The sequence below is a fragment of the Streptomyces sp. NPDC001292 genome (assembly GCF_042896465.1).
Taxonomy (GTDB): domain Bacteria; phylum Actinomycetota; class Actinomycetes; order Streptomycetales; family Streptomycetaceae; genus Streptomyces.
This window is the reverse complement of the sequence record NZ_JBIAXG010000088.1, coordinates 1-16,253: the sequence shown is the minus strand read 5'-3', so window position 1 is coordinate 16,253 and position 16,253 is coordinate 1. Positions and strand designations below refer to the sequence as shown.

Here is a 16,253-nt window from a genome sequence, read left to right as displayed (position 1 = left end):
AGCGCCGATGGTACTGCAGGGGGGACCCTGTGGGAGAGTAGGACGCCGCCGAACAAATTGTGAGAAAACCCCCGTGCCATTCGGCACGGGGGTTTCTGCGTTCACCACCTGGAGGCTCACGCCCCCGTCCTCCGCGCCCCAGCCCTCCGTCTTTCAAAGCCTCCCCGCTGCCTTCAGTGCCAGATACGCGTCCGCCAGCGCCGGCGCCAAATCGTCCGGGGTGGCGTCGACGACGGTGACACCGCAGCGGCGGAGTTGCTGGGCGGTGCGGTGGCGTTCGGTCTGGGCCTGGGCCGCGGCGGCGGCTTCATAGACCGCGTCCACGGTTCCACGGGACGCGGCCATCCGTGTCACCAGCGGATCCGCCACCGAGGCCACCAGGACCGTATGGCGCTGGGTGAGTTGAGGGAGCACGGGCAGCAGGCCCTCCTCGACGGGCGCCGCGTCCAGGCTGGTCAGCAACACGATCAGTGAGCGGCGCGGTGCCGTACGCAGGGCTGTGGCCGCAAGGCCCCGGGCGTCCGTCTCGACGAGTTCGGGTTCCAGTGCCGCCAGGGCGTCGACCAGGGACGGCAGGACATCTCCCGCGGAGCGGCCCTGGACGAGGGCGCGAACCCGGCGGTCGTAGGCCAGCAGGTCGACGCGGTCGCCGGCGCGGGAGGCGAGGGCCGCGAGGAGCAGGGCGGCGTCCATGGAGGCGTCCAGGCGCGGGGCGTCGCCCACGCGGCCCGCGGAGGTGCGGCCGGTGTCCAGGACGAGCAGGATGTGCCGGTCGCGTTCGGGGCGCCAGGTGCGGACGGCGACCGCGGACTGGCGGGCCGTGGCGCGCCAGTCGATGGAGCGGGTGTCGTCGCCGGGGACGTACTCGCGCAGGCTGTCGAACTCCGTTCCCTCGCCGCGGATGAGCACACTGGTGCGGCCGTCGAGCTCCCGCAGCCGGGCGAGCTTCGAGGGCAGGTGCTTGCGGCTGGTGAACGGGGGCAGCACGCGTACCGTCCAGGGAACCTTGTGGGTGCCCTGGCGGGCGAAGAGCCCGAGGGGGCCGTAGGAGCGGATGGTCACGCGGTCCGCCTTGCGGTCGCCGCGGCGAGTGGGGCGCAGGCGCGTGGTGACACGGCGGCGTTCGCCGGGCGGCACGGTCAGGCGATGCCGGGACGCCGCCACCTCGGTGCCCGGCCGCCAGCTGCTGGGAGGCCAGGCGTCACGTAGCCGGGCCCGCAGCAGGCGGCGCGAGGGGTTGGTGACCGTGAGGGTGACGTCGGCGCTGTCGCCCAGGCGCACGGAGGTGTCCCCGGAGCGGGTCAGGCCGAGCCGACGCACCGGCGCCGCCAGGGCGTAGTCGCAGGCGCAGGCCACGGCCAAGGGCGCGTTCACGGCGAGGATGCCCGTCCAGCCAGGGTCCCAGATGCCGACGGGGAGGGAGCCGAGGGCCGCGAGGAGTGCGGCGCGTCCGGTGAGGGCCATCAGCGGGGGACCGGCACGTGAGCGAGGATCGCGTTGATCACCGAATCGGGGGTCACGCCTTCCATCTCGGCCTCCGGGCGCAGCTGTACACGGTGGCGCAGGGTGGACAGGGCCAGTGCCTTGACGTCGTCGGGGATGACGTAGTCGCGGCCGGTCAGCCAGGCCCACGCGCGGGATGTCGACAGCAGTGCCGTCGCTCCGCGCGGGGAGACGCCGAGGGCCAGGGACGGTGATTCACGGGTCGCCCGGCAGATGTCGACGACGTAGGCCGTGATCTCGGGGGAGACGGTCGTCTTGGCGATCGCGGCGCGGGCCGCGTCCAGGTCGGCGCGACCGGCCACCGGGCGTACGCCGGCGGCGCGCAGGTCGCGCGGGTTGAAGCCCTCGGCGTGGCGGGTGAGGACGTCGATCTCGTCCTGGCGGGAGGGCAGCGGGATGGTCAGCTTGAGCAGGAAGCGGTCCAGTTGGGCCTCGGGGAGGGGGTAGGTGCCCTCGTACTCGACCGGGTTCTGGGTCGCGACGACGAGGAAGGGCTCGGGGAGCGGGCGCGGGGTGCCGTCGACGGTGACCTGGCGCTCCTCCATGGCCTCCAGCAGCGACGACTGGGTCTTGGGCGGGGTGCGGTTGATCTCGTCGGCGAGGAGGAGGTTGGTGAAGACCGGGCCGGGCTGGAAGGAGAACTCGGCGGTGCGGGTGTCGTAGACCAATGAGCCGGTCACGTCGCTCGGCATCAGGTCGGGGGTGAACTGGACGCGCTTGGTGTCGATGTCGAGCGCGGCGGCGAGCGTGCGGACGAGCAGGGTCTTCGCCACTCCGGGGACTCCCTCGAGGAGGACGTGTCCGCGGCAGAGGAGGGCGACGACGAGGCCGGTCACGGCGGGATCCTGGCCGACCACGGCCTTGGCGATCTCGGCGCGCAGGGCTTCCAGGGAGGACCGGGCGTGGCCCGTGTCCCCGGAGCGCCCGGCGTTGTCAGTGGTCGGGTCCATCATGGACTGCGTACCTCTCTTTCGAGGGCGTCGAGTCGGTCGGCGAGGGATACGAGGGCCGCGTCGTCGCCGGGCGGCGGGCCGAAGAGCAGGTCGTGCAGGGAACGTCCCTCGCCGTGGAGGTGGGCGGACAGGGCGGGGAGCAGGGCCTCGGGCGTGTGCGCCTGGGTGACGGGGATGCCGACGAGGGGGGCCAGGCGGGTGCGTGTGGTGGAGCGAAGAGCGGTGGCGGCGCGGTCGCGGGCGTTCGCCTTGCGGTAGAGGCGGGCGCGGCCCTCGACGGTTTCGGAGGCGCGGATCGCCACGGGGAGTTTTTCGGGGACGAGGGGGCCGAGCCGGCGTGCCCGCCACAGGGCGGTCAGGGCCGCGGCGATGAAGAGTTGCAGGGTGCCCCAGACCCAGCCCGAGGGGAGCAGATCGAAGAAGCCGCGGTTGCCGGTGTCGGGGGCCGACGCGTCGGAGAGCGAGGGGAGGTACCAGACCAGATGGGGGCGGGAGCCGAGGAGCTGCAGGGCGAGGGAGGCGTTGCCCTGCTTGGCGAGGCGGTTGTTGTAGAGGATGTCGGGGGTGCCGAGGACGACGGTGTCGCCGCCCTCGGTGGTCCGCGGGATGCGCAGCAGGGTGGGCAGGCCGTCGCTGGGGTAGCAGGCGTCGGCGGTTGTGACGTTGGTGGAGTAGCGGATTCCGCCGCCGGTGTCCGCGGTGCTCGCGCGGCGGGCGGCGGGCAGGGAGCAGCTTGGGGAGAGAGTGGTGTCGAAGCTGGGCGTGCGAGCGGCGGTGACGCCGGGGGCCAGGCCGTTGACGGAGGGAAAGTCGGGGGCGACGAGGACGGTGCGTCCGCCGGAGGCGTCGATCGTGGTGCGCAGCCGGGACTGCTGTCCGTCCGTCAGCAGGTCGGGGACGGCGACCAGCAGGGTGGTGTCGGGGCCGGCGGCGGCGCGTGCCGGGTCGAGGGTGGTGACCACGCGTGTGGACACGCCGTGGTCGGCGAGGAGCGTGGCGATGGCGCGGCTGCCGTAGGGGTCGGCGGAGCGCGGGTCCAGGCGGCCGTGCTGGGCGCCCGACTGGACCGTGGCGATTGCGACGGCGGCGGCGAGGAGGAGGACGAGGGCGAGCAGGATCCCGCGCGTGCGGGTCCACACCTGGCGGCCGGTGCGGGAGACCGAGGTGGACGGGAGCGTGGCCTCGATGGTCATCCGGCGGCTCCCTGGTGCCCGGCCGGGGCCGTGCCGTGGCCGGTGCCGGCGAGCTGGGGCCTGGTGCGTTCCAGGTCGCGGTCGAGTTCGGCGATGCGGTGGTACGCCGCTTCGGTTGCCCTGCGGCCGCCGTATGTGACGTCGTCGAAGTCCCGGGCGGCGGCGCGCAGCCGGTCGGTGTGCGCGGGGAGGGCTCGGCCGGCCTCGGCGGCGGCCTCGTCGGCGGTGCGGCCGGGGCGTACGTCGAGCAGGGCTCGTTCCTCCAAGGAGCGGACGATGGCGCGCATGCGTTCCTGGACGGCCTGGTTCCAGTGGCCCTGGGCGGCGTGCGCCTCGGCGGTGGCGCGGTGTTCGGCGGCGCTGCGGGGGCGGTCGTCGAACAGGGTGGCGGAGGAAGGGGGTTCGCGGCGCGGGGTACCGAGGCGCCACCACAGGGCCCCGAGCACGGCGAGGACGGCCACGATGACGACGACCAGTCCGACGCTCCCGCCCGGGGTGGCGACCGAGGCGGAGTCGAACAGTTTGCCGAGCCAGTTCCAGAAGGCGTTCAGGGCGCGTTGCAGCAGGCCCGGGTCGTGCTCGTGGTACATCGGCTTGGACAGCTCGCGCCGGGCCGCCTCCCGCGCCGGGTCACGCGGGACGGTCACCGGTGGCTCGGCTCCCGCCCGCGACTGTGTCAGGACCGCGCCGCGGGCGTGCAACGCCGTCCGCAGGGCTTTGTCCACGGCGCGTGGGAACGCCGGCAGTGCTGTGAGAACTCCCCCCGCCAGGCTCACGGCATCAGCTCCCGGAGGCTGGTGCGTCGGAGCCGTAGCCCTGGATGCCCGCGGCCCGGGCCAGATCGAGGTCGAGGGCCTCGCGGCGGATGCGCTGGTCGATGTAGAGCAGCACGGTGACGCCGGCCGTGATCGGGAAGGTGACCGTGGAGCCGATCACGGCCCCGATCCCGGTGATGATCAGGTAGGCCCAGCCGACGTTCGGGGTGCCGCTGAGGAGGGCGGACATGCCGCCCCCGCCGAAGATCAGGGCGAGGGTGAGGAAGGGAATGGCGATGACCGCGGAGACGAGGCCCGCGATGAGCCCCGCCAGCAGCTGGATGCCGAAGACGCGCCACCAGGAGCCGCGGATCAGCCTGGCGGAGCGGCCCATCGACTTGGCGATGCCCTGCTTCTCCAGCATCAGGGCGGGCGAGGCGAGCGAGAAGCGGACCGCCAGCCACAGGGCGGGTACGCAGGCGACCAGGCCGCCCAGGACGGCCAGTGCTATGCCGCCCAGGGGCGACCCCGTGGTGGCGACGATGATGCCGGGCAGCGCGCCGACCGCGATGACGCCGAGGCAGATGAGCAGCAGCAGAAAGACCAGCCCGAACAGCTTGAGCACCTGGGGGCGGGCGTCCAGCCAGGCCTCTGCGGTGGTGACCGGCTTGCCGAGGACCGCACGGCTGGTGACTGTCGTGAGCAGCGCGGTGGCGATGACGGTGGCGACCAAGGAGACGATGAGGACGGCGCCGGAGCCGAGCATGGCGTCGCCCATGGCGCGGCCGACCTCGCCGGGGGTGGCGTTCGGGTCGCTGAGGACCTGGCTGCTCGTGCTGCTGTCGATGACCAGGCGTTGCAGCAGGATGACGATGATCTGGGCGAAGACCGCGACGACCAGCGTGATGCCCAGGACGGTGCGCCAGTGGGTGCGCATGGTGGACACCGTGCCGTCGAGGATCTCGCCCACGCCCAGCGGGCGCAGCGGGATCACGCCGGGCTTGGCCGCGGGGGGCGGGCCGCCCCAGCCGACACCCCAGGCGCCGTGGCCACCGGGGCCACCGTAACCGGGAGCGCCGTGGCCACCGGGACCGCCGTAACCAGGGCCGCCGTAGCCACCGGGGGCGTAACCACCAGGGCCGTAGCCGGCCGGGGGCTGTCCGCCGCCCCAGCCGGGGCCGGCGGGTGGCGGAGGTGCCTGGCCGGGGGCCGGGGCTCCCGTGGGTGCGGACCACTGGCCCGGCGGCGGCTGCTCCTTGGACCACTTCACGCCGGGGCCCTGCGGCTGCTCGCCCGACTGGTCCGCGGGGGCCGCGGGGTCGGGGCGGCCGGCGGCGTCGGCAGGTCCGGACGTGCCTGCCCCCTGCCCGTCGGACGGGGCGGATCCGGGCGAGGCCCAGCCCGGAGTGTCTGTCATCGTCGCTCCTTCACGGTGCCCGTCCGCCGACGCGGCGGCAGGTTGCCAGCCATCGTGCCATGGGGTGGTCTTCGGGCGACCGGCGGTGGTGGCGGCTGCGTACCTTCAATTGTCCGCCGGATACGGGGCAGACTGACGACATGGCTGATCAGTACGCGCAGACCCGCGAGGACGACCGGACGGTCGGTACCTCGGCGATCCGCTGGGAAGAGCCGCCCGAGGGCCCGGTGCTGGTCCTCCTCGACCAGACCAGGCTTCCCGCCGAGGAGGTCGAGCTGGTGTGCACGGACGCTCCCGCGCTGGTGGAGGCGATCCGGTCGCTGGCCGTGCGCGGGGCGCCGCTGCTCGGCATCGCCGGAGCGTACGGCGTCGCGCTCGCCGCCGCGCGCGGCTTCGACGTGGACGAGGCCGCGACCGCGCTGGCGGCGGCCCGGCCCACGGCCGTGAACCTCTCCGTCGGCGTGCACCGGGCGCTGTCCGCCCATCAGGCGGCGCTCGCCAGGACCGGAGACCCCGGGCAGGCCGCCTCGGCGGCGCTGGCCGCGGCGCGGCAGCTGCACCAGGAGGACGCCCGCGCCAGCGCGCGGATGGCCGAGCACGGGCTGGCGCTGCTGGACGAGCTGCTGCCCGGCGGCGGGCACCGCGTCCTCACCCACTGCAACACCGGGTCGCTGGTGTCGGGCGGGGAGGGCACGGCGTTCGCGGTGGCGCTCGCGGCGCATCGCGCGGGACGGCTGCGGCGGCTGTGGGTGGACGAGACCCGGCCGTTGCTCCAGGGTGCCCGTCTGACGGCGTACGAGGCGGCCCGCAACGACATGTCGTACACCCTGCTCACCGACAACGCGGCGGGCTCGCTGTTCGCGGCCGGTGAGGTGGACGCCGTGCTGGTCGGCGCGGACCGCATCGCCGCCGACGGCTCAGTGGCGAACAAGGTGGGCAGCTATCCGCTCGCGGTGCTCGCGCGCTACCACCACGTGCCGTTCGTCGTGGTGGCGCCGGTGACGACGGTGGACCCGGCGACCCCGGACGGTACGGCGATCGAGGTCGAGCAGCGGCCGGGCTACGAGGTGACCGAGTTCATCGCGCCCCAGGTCCCGGTCACGGGAGCCGGCGGCGGTCTCCCGGTCGCGCCGCTGGGCACCCAGGCCTACAACCCGGCGTTCGACGTGACCCCGCCGGAGCTGGTGACGGCGATCGTCACCGAGGAGGGCGCCGTCTCGCCGGTGACCGCCAAGGGCCTGGCAGAACTGTGCGCCAGGTCGCGGGGGACCAAGACCGACTGAGCACCGGCACCCCCGTTCTCGGGCCGGAGGCAGACAGTGACGGTTCCGTACGACTATCGTCACTGGCCAGTGAGCTCCCTCACCTGGATCTTCGCCACCGTTACGAGAATGGGATGATGTCGTTTATGAAGGGACGAGTCCTTGTCGTCGACGACGACACCGCACTGGCCGAGATGCTCGGGATCGTGCTGCGTGGTGAAGGTTTCGAGCCGTCTTTCGTGGCCGACGGCGACAAGGCGCTCGCCGCTTTCCGGGAGACCAAACCCGATCTGGTCCTGCTCGACCTGATGCTGCCCGGCCGCGACGGCATCGAGGTGTGCCGCCTGATCAGGGCGGAGTCCGGAGTGCCGATCGTGATGCTGACGGCCAAGAGCGACACCGTGGACGTCGTCGTCGGCCTGGAGTCCGGCGCCGACGACTACATCGTGAAGCCGTTCAAGCCGAAGGAGCTCGTGGCCCGTATCCGGGCGCGGTTGCGCAGGTCGGAGGAGCCCGCGCCGGAGCAGCTCGCCATAGGAGACCTCGTCATCGATGTCGCGGGGCACTCCGTGAAGCGGGACGGGCAGTCGATCGCGCTGACGCCGCTGGAGTTCGACCTGCTGGTCGCCCTGGCCCGCAAGCCGTGGCAGGTGTTCACCCGCGAGGTGCTGCTTGAGCAGGTATGGGGGTACCGGCACGCGGCCGACACCCGTCTGGTGAACGTGCACGTCCAGCGGCTGCGCTCCAAGGTCGAGAAGGACCCGGAGAAGCCGGAGATCGTGGTGACCGTCCGCGGTGTCGGATACAAGGCCGGACCGAGCTGACGTGTCGGGGGACAGCGCCGCTTCGGCGCCCGGGGGAACCGGGGCCCGCGCGGGGCGGGCTGTCGGCCGGACGACCGCCGGCTCCCGCTGGGGACGCCTCCTGGAGGGCGGGCTGCTGCACGGCGGCGTCCAGGGGAGCCCGGTCCTGCGTCTCTTCCTGCGCTGGGTGCGCCGGCCGTTGCTGCCCGTGATGCGGCTGTGGCGGCGCAACATCCAGCTCAGGGTCGTCGCCACCACCCTGCTGATGTCGCTGGGCGTCGTCCTGCTGCTGGGTTTCGTCGTCATCGGCCAGGTGCGCAACGGACTGCTCGACGCCAAGGTGAAGGCCTCGCAGAGCCAGGCCACCGGCGGTTTCGCGGCGGCCAAGCAGCGGGCCGACGAGGCTGCGACCCGCACCGGCGACGACGCCTCGGCCACGGACGGCCACTCCTCGCAGAACGTCATCCAGTGGATGAGCGACCTGGTCTCGTCGCTGTCCAGCGGCGGCCAGGGTGCCTTCGACGTGGTCACGCTGCCCGCCGGCGACGACAGCGGTGGCGGGCGCGGTCCGCGTGCCTCCGGCGGTGTGGATCCGACGGCGAGCGTTCCGGAGGAGCTGCGCGCCCGGATCAACAACGGCATGGTGGCCGCGCAGAGTTACGCCCGCATCGTCTACCAGGGCGGTGACAAGGGCTCCCAGCCCGCGCTGGTCATCGGCAAGCAGGTCAACGACCCCAACGGGGATCCGTACCAGCTGTACTACCTCTTCCCGCTCACCCAGGAGGAGAAGTCGCTGAGCCTGGTCAAGGGCACGCTGGCGACGGCCGGTCTCTTCGTCGTCGTACTCCTCGGAGCCATCGCCTGGCTGGTGGTGCGGCAGGTCGTCACGCCGGTGCGGATGGCGGCCGGGATCGCCGAGCGGCTGTCGGCCGGGCGGCTCCAGGAGCGGATGAAGGTCACCGGTGAGGACGACATCGCGCGGCTCGGCGAGGCCTTCAACAAGATGGCGCAGAACCTTCAGCTGAAGATCCAGCAGTTGGAGGAGCTGTCGCGGATGCAGCGCCGGTTCGTCTCCGACGTCTCGCACGAGCTGCGCACACCGTTGACGACCGTGCGGATGGCCGCCGATGTCATCCATGAGGCGCGCGAGGACTTCGACCCGGTCACCGCCCGCTCGGCGGAACTGCTCGCCGACCAGCTCGACCGGTTCGAGTCGCTGCTCGCGGACCTGCTGGAGATCAGCCGTTTCGACGCGGGCGCGGCTGCGCTGGAGGCCGAAGCGATCGACCTCAGGGAGGTCGTGCACCGGGTCGTCAGCGGCGCGGAGCCGCTCGCCGAGCGCAAAGGAACACGGATTCGGGTCGTCGGCGACCAGCAGCCGATCGTGGCGGAGGCCGACACCCGGCGTGTGGAGCGCATCCTGCGCAACCTGGTCGTCAACGCCGTGGAGCACGGCGAGGGCAGGGACGTCGTCGTCAAGCTCGCCGCGGCGGGCGGCGCGGTCGCGGTCGCGGTGCGCGACTACGGCGTCGGGCTCAAGCCGGGCGAGGCGACCCGCGTGTTCAGCCGGTTCTGGCGGGCGGATCCGGCGCGCGCCCGCACCACGGGCGGTACCGGCCTGGGGCTGTCGATCGCTCTGGAGGACGCCCGGCTGCACGGCGGCTGGCTTCAGGCGTGGGGCGAGCCGGGCGGCGGCTCGCAGTTCCGGCTGACCCTGCCCAGGACCGCGGACGAGCCGCTGCGGGGCTCGCCCGTACCGCTGGAACCGAAGGACTCGCGCCGCAACCGCGGGCTCGACGACGCCGGTCTGCCGAGCGGGAAGCGTGCCACCGTGCCGGTGCAGGCGACGGGTGAGCGGATGGCGTCGTCGCGGGACCCGATCGCGTCCCGGTCGGCGGTGCCGGCCCCTGCGGCCGATCCGACGGCGCTGCCCGGCAACGGCGCGCGTGTGGTGCCCCGGCCGGCCACGGGCGGGCGACGGCAGGAGACGGTGTCCGCCGTGGACGCGGCGGGGGACGGGCCGGTGGACGCCGCGGCTGCGGAGGAAGCCGGGCCGCGGGACGTGACACAGCAAGGGGAGGCATTTCGTGGGCGCTGACCGCGTGGGGGGCGTACGGCGGCCGGTGCGCGCGGTGGCGTACGCCGCTTCCGGGGTCCTGCTGCTGGCTGGGTGCGCATCGATGCCGGACAGCGGGGATCTGCGGGACGTGGAGTCCACCCCGCGCCAGGACAGCCAGCTGCGGGTGTTCGCCATGCCGCCCCGGGAGGACGCCCCGCCCGCGGAGATCGTGCAGGGCTTCCTGGAGGCACTGACCAGCGACGATCCGCAGTATGCGACGGCGCGTCAGTACCTGACGGGGACGGCCTCGGGGCACTGGCGGCCGGAGCAGTCCACGACCGTGCTCGCGGGCGGCCCGGACATCCAGGTCGACCGCACCACGGGACACGACAGCGGCGACGACTACGCGTTCACCCTGACCGGCACCAAGGTGGCCCGGGTGGACGCACAGCAGTCGTACACGCCGATGGTCGGCGGCTACAGCCAGCCGGTTCATCTGACGCGGGACAAGAAGAGCGGGCAGTGGCGCATCGACGTGCTGCCACAGGGCGTCGTCATGGGCCAGTCGGACTTCCAGCGCAACTACACGTCCGTCAACAAGTACTACTTCGCCTCCGACACTTGGGCGAACTCGGTGACGTCGGCGACCGCTGTCGCCGATCCCGTCTTCGTGCGCCGGCGCGTGGACGCGATGACGCAGGTGGTGCGCTCCCTGCTGAGCGGGCCCACGCGCTGGCTCGAGTCGGCGGTCAGTTCGAGCTTCCCGGCCGGGACGGCGCTGCGCCGCGGGGTCGCCTCGCTGGCGCCCGACGACCAGAACCGGCTGACGGTGCCGCTGAACGGGAAGGCCTCCGGGGTCGGGCGCGAGAAGTGCCGGGAGATGGCGACCCAGCTGCTGTTCACGCTGCAGAACCTGACACCCACCGTGGACACCGTCACGCTCCAGCGCACCGACGGCGGCACCCTGTGCTCGCTCAAGGAGGACCAGACCGAGACCGTCGCCACGCGCGGGTCGGTGAAGCAGCCCGACTACCTGTACTTCGTCGACGACAAGCGGCGGCTGGTGCGGATCGCCGACGGCGGCACCGCCGCGGTCGCCGAACCCGTGCCGGGGGCGCTGGGCGAGGGAGTCCAGAAGCTCAGCGCTGCGGCGGTGTCGTGGGACGAGCACACCGCGGCCGGAGTCGGCTACGACGGCAAGTCGCTGTTCGTTGGCTCGCTCGTGGCGGGCGGCGCGCTCGACGCGCCGGTGCTGGTGAGCCAGGGCAAGGCGGAGGGCGACCGGCTGACGGCACCGAGCTGGGACGCGCGCGGTGACCTGTGGGTGGCCGACCGCGATCCCGCCCGGCCGCGGCTGGTGCTGCTGGAGCAGGGGGAGGGCGAGCCGCTCGACGTGCGGGTCCCCGGGCTGAAGGGGCGCGTCGACGCGGTGCGGGTGGCCGCCGACGGAGTGCGGATCGCCCTGGTCGTAAAGGCGGAGAACGGCAGCAAGTCCCTGCTCATCGGGCGGATCGAACGTGACGAGAAGGCCGGGGACCGGCCGGTGGTGTCAGTGCTCGAACTGCGTTCGGCGGCTCCGGAGCTGGAGGACGTCACAGCCATGTCGTGGGCCGGCGACAGCCGGCTCGTTGTCGCCGGACGGGAGGAGGGGGGCGTGCAGACGATGCGGTACGTCCAGGTCGACGGCTCCACGCCGGAGGGCCCGCCGCCGGCCGCGCTCACGGGCGTGCAGTCGATCGCCGCGACCGAGGACGAACAGTTGCCGTTGGTGGCGTACTCCTCGGAGGACGGGATCGTCCAGCTGCCGTCCGGGGCGCAGTGGCAGAAGGTGACCAAGGACGGGTTGGCGCCCGTCTACCCGGGCTGAGCGCCCTTCCGTCCCCACTGGGCTGAGCGCCCTTCTGTGCCCACCGGGCTGAGCGCCCTTCTGTGCCCACCGGGCTCAGCGCCCTTCCGTCCCGACCGGGCTGAGCCCCGTCGGTCCCGACCGGGCCGAGGCATCCCTGGGTCGCCCGTGTGAGGGAAGCCCCGGTCGCGGTGGCCGGAGTTGTCCACAGGGAGTTGTCCACAGGGCTGGCCGGGACGGTGCGCCGTCGGCACAGTGGAAGGCATGCACGGGTGGTGGCAGGACCTCACCGACCTGGTGCTGCCGACCGAGTGCGGAGGTTGTGGCAGGCCTCGCACGGTGCTCTGTCCTCGGTGCCGTGCCGCCCTGAGCCACGGCGCACCGCGCCGGGTGCGACCGGTGCCGGAGCCGTCCGGACTGCCGGCGGTGTACGCGGCGGCGCCGTACGCGGACGCGGCGCGGGCGGCCCTGCTCGCCCACAAGGAACGGGGCGCACTGGCTCTCGCGCGCCCGCTGGGCACGGCGCTCGCGGGTGCGGTACGGGCCGGGCTGCGGGCGACCGCGGCGGGAGCGGGCGCAACAGGAGCGGGAGCCGGGGCGGCCGGTCGGGCCGTGCTGCTCGTCCCCGTGCCGTCCGCGCGGCGGGCGGTGCGGGCGCGGGGGCACGATCCCGCGCGGCGGATCGCGCTCGCGGCGGCCGGTGGCCTGCGGCGGTCCGGGACGCCGGCCCGGGCCCTGGCGGTGCTGCGCCAGCGGCGCGAAGTGGCGGACCAGTCGGGGCTGACCTCCCGGCAGCGGCTGGAGAACCTCGCCGGTGCGCTGGAGGTGGCCGCGGGCGGTGCGCGGCTGCTGCTGAGCGGTCCGGTGGTGCTGGTCGACGACGTCATGACGACGGGGGCCTCGTTGACGGAGGCGGCGCGAGCGGTGACGACGGCCGTGTACACGGCGCGGGGCCGGGAAGGGATGAGGAAACGGAAGTCGGGATCAAGGCGGAAGGAGGGGAACTCGATGTGTGGCACACCGGAAATGGCGGGAGTGCACGGCGCCGGTGATGTGGTCTGTGCGGCGGTCGTCGCGGCCTCTCCGGGTTCCTTCGGAATAGACCGGAACTGACTGAGAACTTGCATCGTTGCAGGTAATGAGCGGGTCAATTCACCTGAACGGAGGTACGCCGCAGTAGAGGGTGACGTCATCCGTCCGGGCGAGATATGTTCGGGTTGTGAGGGAAAGGCGCAGGCCATCCCTGTCACATGCCAATGCCGTGTTGCGGGTTTCCGCTATCACCCGTACCGGCCGGGTGGAGATCTCGCCCGCGGGGGAGGAGGAGGTGGACGTCACCGAGTCCGAGGTTCCGGAGCTCACCGGAACCGGGTGCACAAGGGAGATGCTCCGCCGTCGGAGCGGAGCGATCCGGGAACGGAGTTCTGCGTGGACATCGTCGTCAAGGGCCGCAAGACCGAGGTGCCCGAGCGGTTCCGCAAGCACGTGGCCGACAAGCTGAACCTGGAGAAGATCCAGAAGCTCGATGGCAAGGTGATCAGCCTCGACGTCGAGGTGTCCAAGGAGCCCAACCCCCGACAGGCCGACCGCTGCGACCGGGTGGAGATCACCCTCCGCTCCCGCGGTCCGGTGATCCGGGCGGAGGCAGCGGCCAGCGATCCGTACGCCGCGCTCGACCTGGCGGCGGAGAAGCTCGGTGCCCGGCTGCGCAAGCAGCACGACAAGCGTTTCTCGCGGCGTGGCGCACGCCGGATCTCGGCCGCCGAGGTCCCGGACCACGTCCCCGGTGCGGCGACGCTGAACGGCAGCGGTCTGACCGTGACGGAAGCTGACGCGGGCCAGGTGCCCACCAAGAAGGTCGGCTCGCTGGAGGTGCAGGGGGACGGACCCCTCGTCGTCCGTGAGAAGACCCACGTCGCCTCCCCGATGACCCTCGACCAGGCCCTCTACGAGATGGAACTGGTCGGGCACGACTTCTATCTCTTCGTCGACTCCGAGACCAAGGAACCCAGCGTCGTCTACCGGCGGCATGCCTATGACTACGGAGTGATCCACCTCAGGACGGACACGATGGTCACTCAGGCGCCCGAGGCGGGCGGCACACTGGGCGGTTGAGCCCACCCCGGCCGACAACAACAGCTGCGACGGTGCCCCTGGAGCGTGGTGTGCGCCCCCAGGGGCACCGGTGTGCGCCCCCTTCACGCGTCCCTTGGTCACCGCAGTGTCGGCCGGGCATGGAATCATGGCCGCAACGGCCCAACCGATGGGCCGTTGCCTTGGGTTGGCCACCGCACCACAGACCGGGCCACAGCCTCAGGGGGAGGAACAACGATGGCGGACAGCTTCGGACCGATGCGGGTCGAGGACGCCGACGGTGGCGTTGTCGGCGTGGGACCGCAGGCGGGCACTGCGCGCAAGGAGCCGATCAGAGTCCTTGTCGTGGACGATCACGCCCTCTTCCGCCGCGGCCTGGAGATCGTGCTCGCCGCCGAGGAGGACATCCAGGTGGTCGGCGAGGCGGGCGACGGGGCCGAAGCCGTAGACAAGGCCGCCGACCTGCTGCCCGACATCGTGCTGATGGACGTCCGCATGCCCAAGCGCGGCGGGATCGAGGCGTGCACGTCCATCAAGGAGGTCGTGCCCAGCGCCAAGATCATCATGCTGACGATCAGCGACGAGGAGGCCGACCTCTACGAGGCGATCAAGGCCGGCGCCACCGGCTACCTCCTCAAGGAGATCTCCACGGACGAGGTGGCCACCGCCATCCGCGCCGTGGCCGACGGGCAGTCGCAGATCAGCCCCTCCATGGCGTCGAAGCTGCTCACCGAGTTCAAGTCGATGATCCAGCGGACCGACGAGCGTCGCCTCGTCCCCGCCCCCCGGCTGACCGACCGTGAGCTGGAGGTCCTCAAGCTCGTCGCCACGGGGATGAACAACAAGGACATCGCCAAGGAGCTGTTCATCTCCGAGAACACCGTGAAGAACCACGTCCGCAACATCCTGGAGAAGCTCCAGCTGCACTCCAGGATGGAGGCGGTGGTCTACGCGATGCGGGAGAAGATCCTCGAGATCCGGTAGGGCCCGGCAGGGCTGCCGGGGAGGTCAGCCGACGGCGCGGGAGAGCTCCCGTACGAGGGGCTCGCGCAGCTCGGGCGCTTCCACCCGTTCCACGCGTACGTCCGTGCAGTCCACCCAGCTCGCCGCCTCGACGAGCGCCTGGGCGACGGCGGGTACGAAGCGGACGCCGTCCAGGGTGACCTGCTTGGCCACGAGGGTGCGGCCCTCCCGGGAGGGGTCCACACGGCCGACGAGGCGGCCGCCGGCGAGCACGGGCATCGCGAAGTAGCCGTGGACCCGCTTGGGCTTGGGGACGTAGGCCTCCAGGCGGTGGGTGAAGCCGAAGATCCGCTCGGTGCGCGCCCGCTCCCAGATCAGCGAGTCGAACGGGGACAGCAGAGTGGTGCGGTGGCGGCCGCGCGGGGGTGTCGCCAGCGCCTCCGGGTCCGCCCAGGCCGGCTTGCCCCAGCCCTCGACCGTGACCGGGACCAGCCCGGAGTCCCCGATCACCGCGTCGACCTGGTCGCCCTTGAGGCGGTGGTAGTCCGCGATGTCCGCGCGGGTCCCCACGCCCAGGGACTGGCCGGCCAGGCGGACCAGCCGGCGCAGGCACTCGGTGTCGTCCAGCTCGTCGTGCAGCAGTTCCTCGGGGACGGCACGCTCGGCGAGGTCGTACACCCGCTTCCAGCCCCGGCGCTCCACGCAGACCACCTCGCCGTACATCAGGGCACGCTCGACGGCGACCTTGGCGCCCGACCAGTCCCACCACTCGCTGGTCTTCTTGGCCCCGCCCAGCTCCGTCGCCGTCAGCGGGCCCTCGGCGTACAGCTGCTTGACGACCTGGTCGTACGCCCCGTCGGGCAGCTCGTGGTTCCAGTGCGGGCGGTTGCGGTAGGCGCGGCGGCGGAAGGCGAAGTGGGGCCATTCCTCGATGGGCAGGATGCAGGCGGCGTGCGACCAGTACTCGAAGGCGTGCGGGCGCGCCGTCGGCGCGCCGGTGGACGCGGCCGTCCAGTAGGCCCGCTCGACGGCCTTGCGGCCGACCGCGCCCAGGCGGGCGTAGGGCACGAGCTCGTGGGAGCGGGCGAGCACCGAGATGGTGTCGAGCTGGACCGCGCCGAGGTGCCGGAGGACGCCGCGCACACCGGACCGCCGGTCGGGTGCGCCGAGGAAACCCTGGGCACGCAGGGCGATGCGACGGGCTTCGTCCGCCGAGAGGTCGGTGGTGGGACGCGGGAGCGAGGTCATGGCATCGCACGATAGAGGGCGGCACCGACAACGCGGGCTGAGCTGGGCTTTCGCCGAAAGGCCCTAGGTGTTCTGTCCACGGAGGTTGGTGACAGCGATCACTGACGTGTGATCTTGAAATGGGTGAGGGCCCTCTGGCTCGGTGTGGATTGCCACA

13 protein-coding genes are annotated in these 16,253 nt (G+C 72.5%); 7 read left to right on the top strand and 6 right to left on the bottom strand.

The window, feature by feature from the left end; all coding sequences use genetic code 11:
• Positions 1–153 precede the first annotated feature (153 nt).
• The 5 genes from ACFY4A_RS41585 to ACFY4A_RS41565 are packed head-to-tail and all read right to left on the bottom strand — an operon-like array spanning position 154 to position 5,821.
• A complete protein-coding gene (locus tag ACFY4A_RS41585) occupies positions 154–1,464 on the bottom strand; it encodes a DUF58 domain-containing protein (protein WP_390834511.1) in 1,311 nt (436 codons plus the stop codon).
• Positions 1,464–2,453: an AAA family ATPase gene (locus ACFY4A_RS41580; RefSeq protein WP_390834512.1), complete on the bottom strand. Its 990-nt coding sequence runs from the start codon at positions 2,451–2,453 to the stop codon at positions 1,464–1,466. Before ACFY4A_RS41580 ends, ACFY4A_RS41585 begins: the two co-directional genes overlap by 1 nt.
• Entirely contained in the window at positions 2,453–3,649 is a 1,197-nt protein-coding gene (locus tag ACFY4A_RS41575) for a DUF4350 domain-containing protein (RefSeq protein ID WP_390834510.1), read from the bottom strand. Before ACFY4A_RS41575 ends, ACFY4A_RS41580 begins: the two co-directional genes overlap by 1 nt.
• Positions 3,646–4,425 (bottom strand): DUF4129 domain-containing protein, encoded by a 780-nt coding sequence (locus tag ACFY4A_RS41570; RefSeq protein WP_390834509.1) that lies wholly within the window; start codon positions 4,423–4,425, stop codon positions 3,646–3,648. Before ACFY4A_RS41570 ends, ACFY4A_RS41575 begins: the two co-directional genes overlap by 4 nt.
• A 4-nt stretch (positions 4,426–4,429) precedes the next feature.
• Positions 4,430–5,821, bottom strand: a complete 1,392-nt coding sequence (locus ACFY4A_RS41565; RefSeq protein WP_390834508.1) for a hypothetical protein — start codon at positions 5,819–5,821, stop codon at positions 4,430–4,432.
• Between the two features lie 140 nt (positions 5,822–5,961).
• On the opposite strand from ACFY4A_RS41565, the gene mtnA reads away from it, so the two are divergent.
• The 7 genes from mtnA to ACFY4A_RS41530 all read left to right on the top strand — a co-directional run bounded on the left by mtnA (position 5,962) and on the right by ACFY4A_RS41530 (position 14,869).
• Positions 5,962–7,104, top strand: a complete 1,143-nt coding sequence (mtnA, locus tag ACFY4A_RS41560) for an S-methyl-5-thioribose-1-phosphate isomerase (RefSeq protein ID WP_390834507.1) — start codon at positions 5,962–5,964, stop codon at positions 7,102–7,104.
• Positions 7,105–7,217: 113 nt separating this feature from the next.
• On the top strand, positions 7,218–7,907 hold the full coding sequence (gene mtrA / locus ACFY4A_RS41555) for a two-component system response regulator MtrA (RefSeq protein ID WP_003975799.1): 690 nt from the start codon (positions 7,218–7,220) through the stop codon (positions 7,905–7,907).
• Between the two features lies 1 nt (position 7,908).
• Positions 7,909–9,984 carry an MtrAB system histidine kinase MtrB gene (gene mtrB / locus ACFY4A_RS41550; protein ID WP_390834506.1) on the top strand — a complete coding sequence of 692 codons (2,076 nt, stop codon included), beginning with the start codon at positions 7,909–7,911 and terminating at the stop codon, positions 9,982–9,984.
• Positions 9,974–11,812, top strand: a complete 1,839-nt coding sequence (locus ACFY4A_RS41545) for an LpqB family beta-propeller domain-containing protein (protein WP_390834505.1) — start codon at positions 9,974–9,976, stop codon at positions 11,810–11,812. The genes mtrB and ACFY4A_RS41545 overlap by 11 nt, the downstream gene beginning before the upstream one ends.
• A gap of 243 nt (positions 11,813–12,055) precedes the next feature.
• Positions 12,056–12,904, top strand: coding sequence for a ComF family protein (locus tag ACFY4A_RS41540; RefSeq protein ID WP_390834504.1), 849 nt, complete (start codon positions 12,056–12,058; stop codon positions 12,902–12,904).
• Positions 12,905–13,219: 315 nt separating this feature from the next.
• Complete coding sequence (gene hpf / locus ACFY4A_RS41535) at positions 13,220–13,906, top strand: ribosome hibernation-promoting factor, HPF/YfiA family (protein ID WP_390834503.1); 687 nt, start codon at positions 13,220–13,222, stop codon at positions 13,904–13,906.
• Positions 13,907–14,122: 216 nt separating this feature from the next.
• Positions 14,123–14,869, top strand: coding sequence for a response regulator (locus ACFY4A_RS41530; protein ID WP_390834502.1), 747 nt, complete (start codon positions 14,123–14,125; stop codon positions 14,867–14,869).
• A 24-nt stretch (positions 14,870–14,893) separates the two neighbouring features.
• Here ACFY4A_RS41530 and ACFY4A_RS41525 read toward each other — a convergent pair whose 3' ends face one another.
• Positions 14,894–16,096, bottom strand: a complete 1,203-nt coding sequence (locus ACFY4A_RS41525) for a winged helix-turn-helix domain-containing protein (protein ID WP_390834501.1) — start codon at positions 16,094–16,096, stop codon at positions 14,894–14,896.
• Positions 16,097–16,253 lie beyond the last annotated feature (157 nt).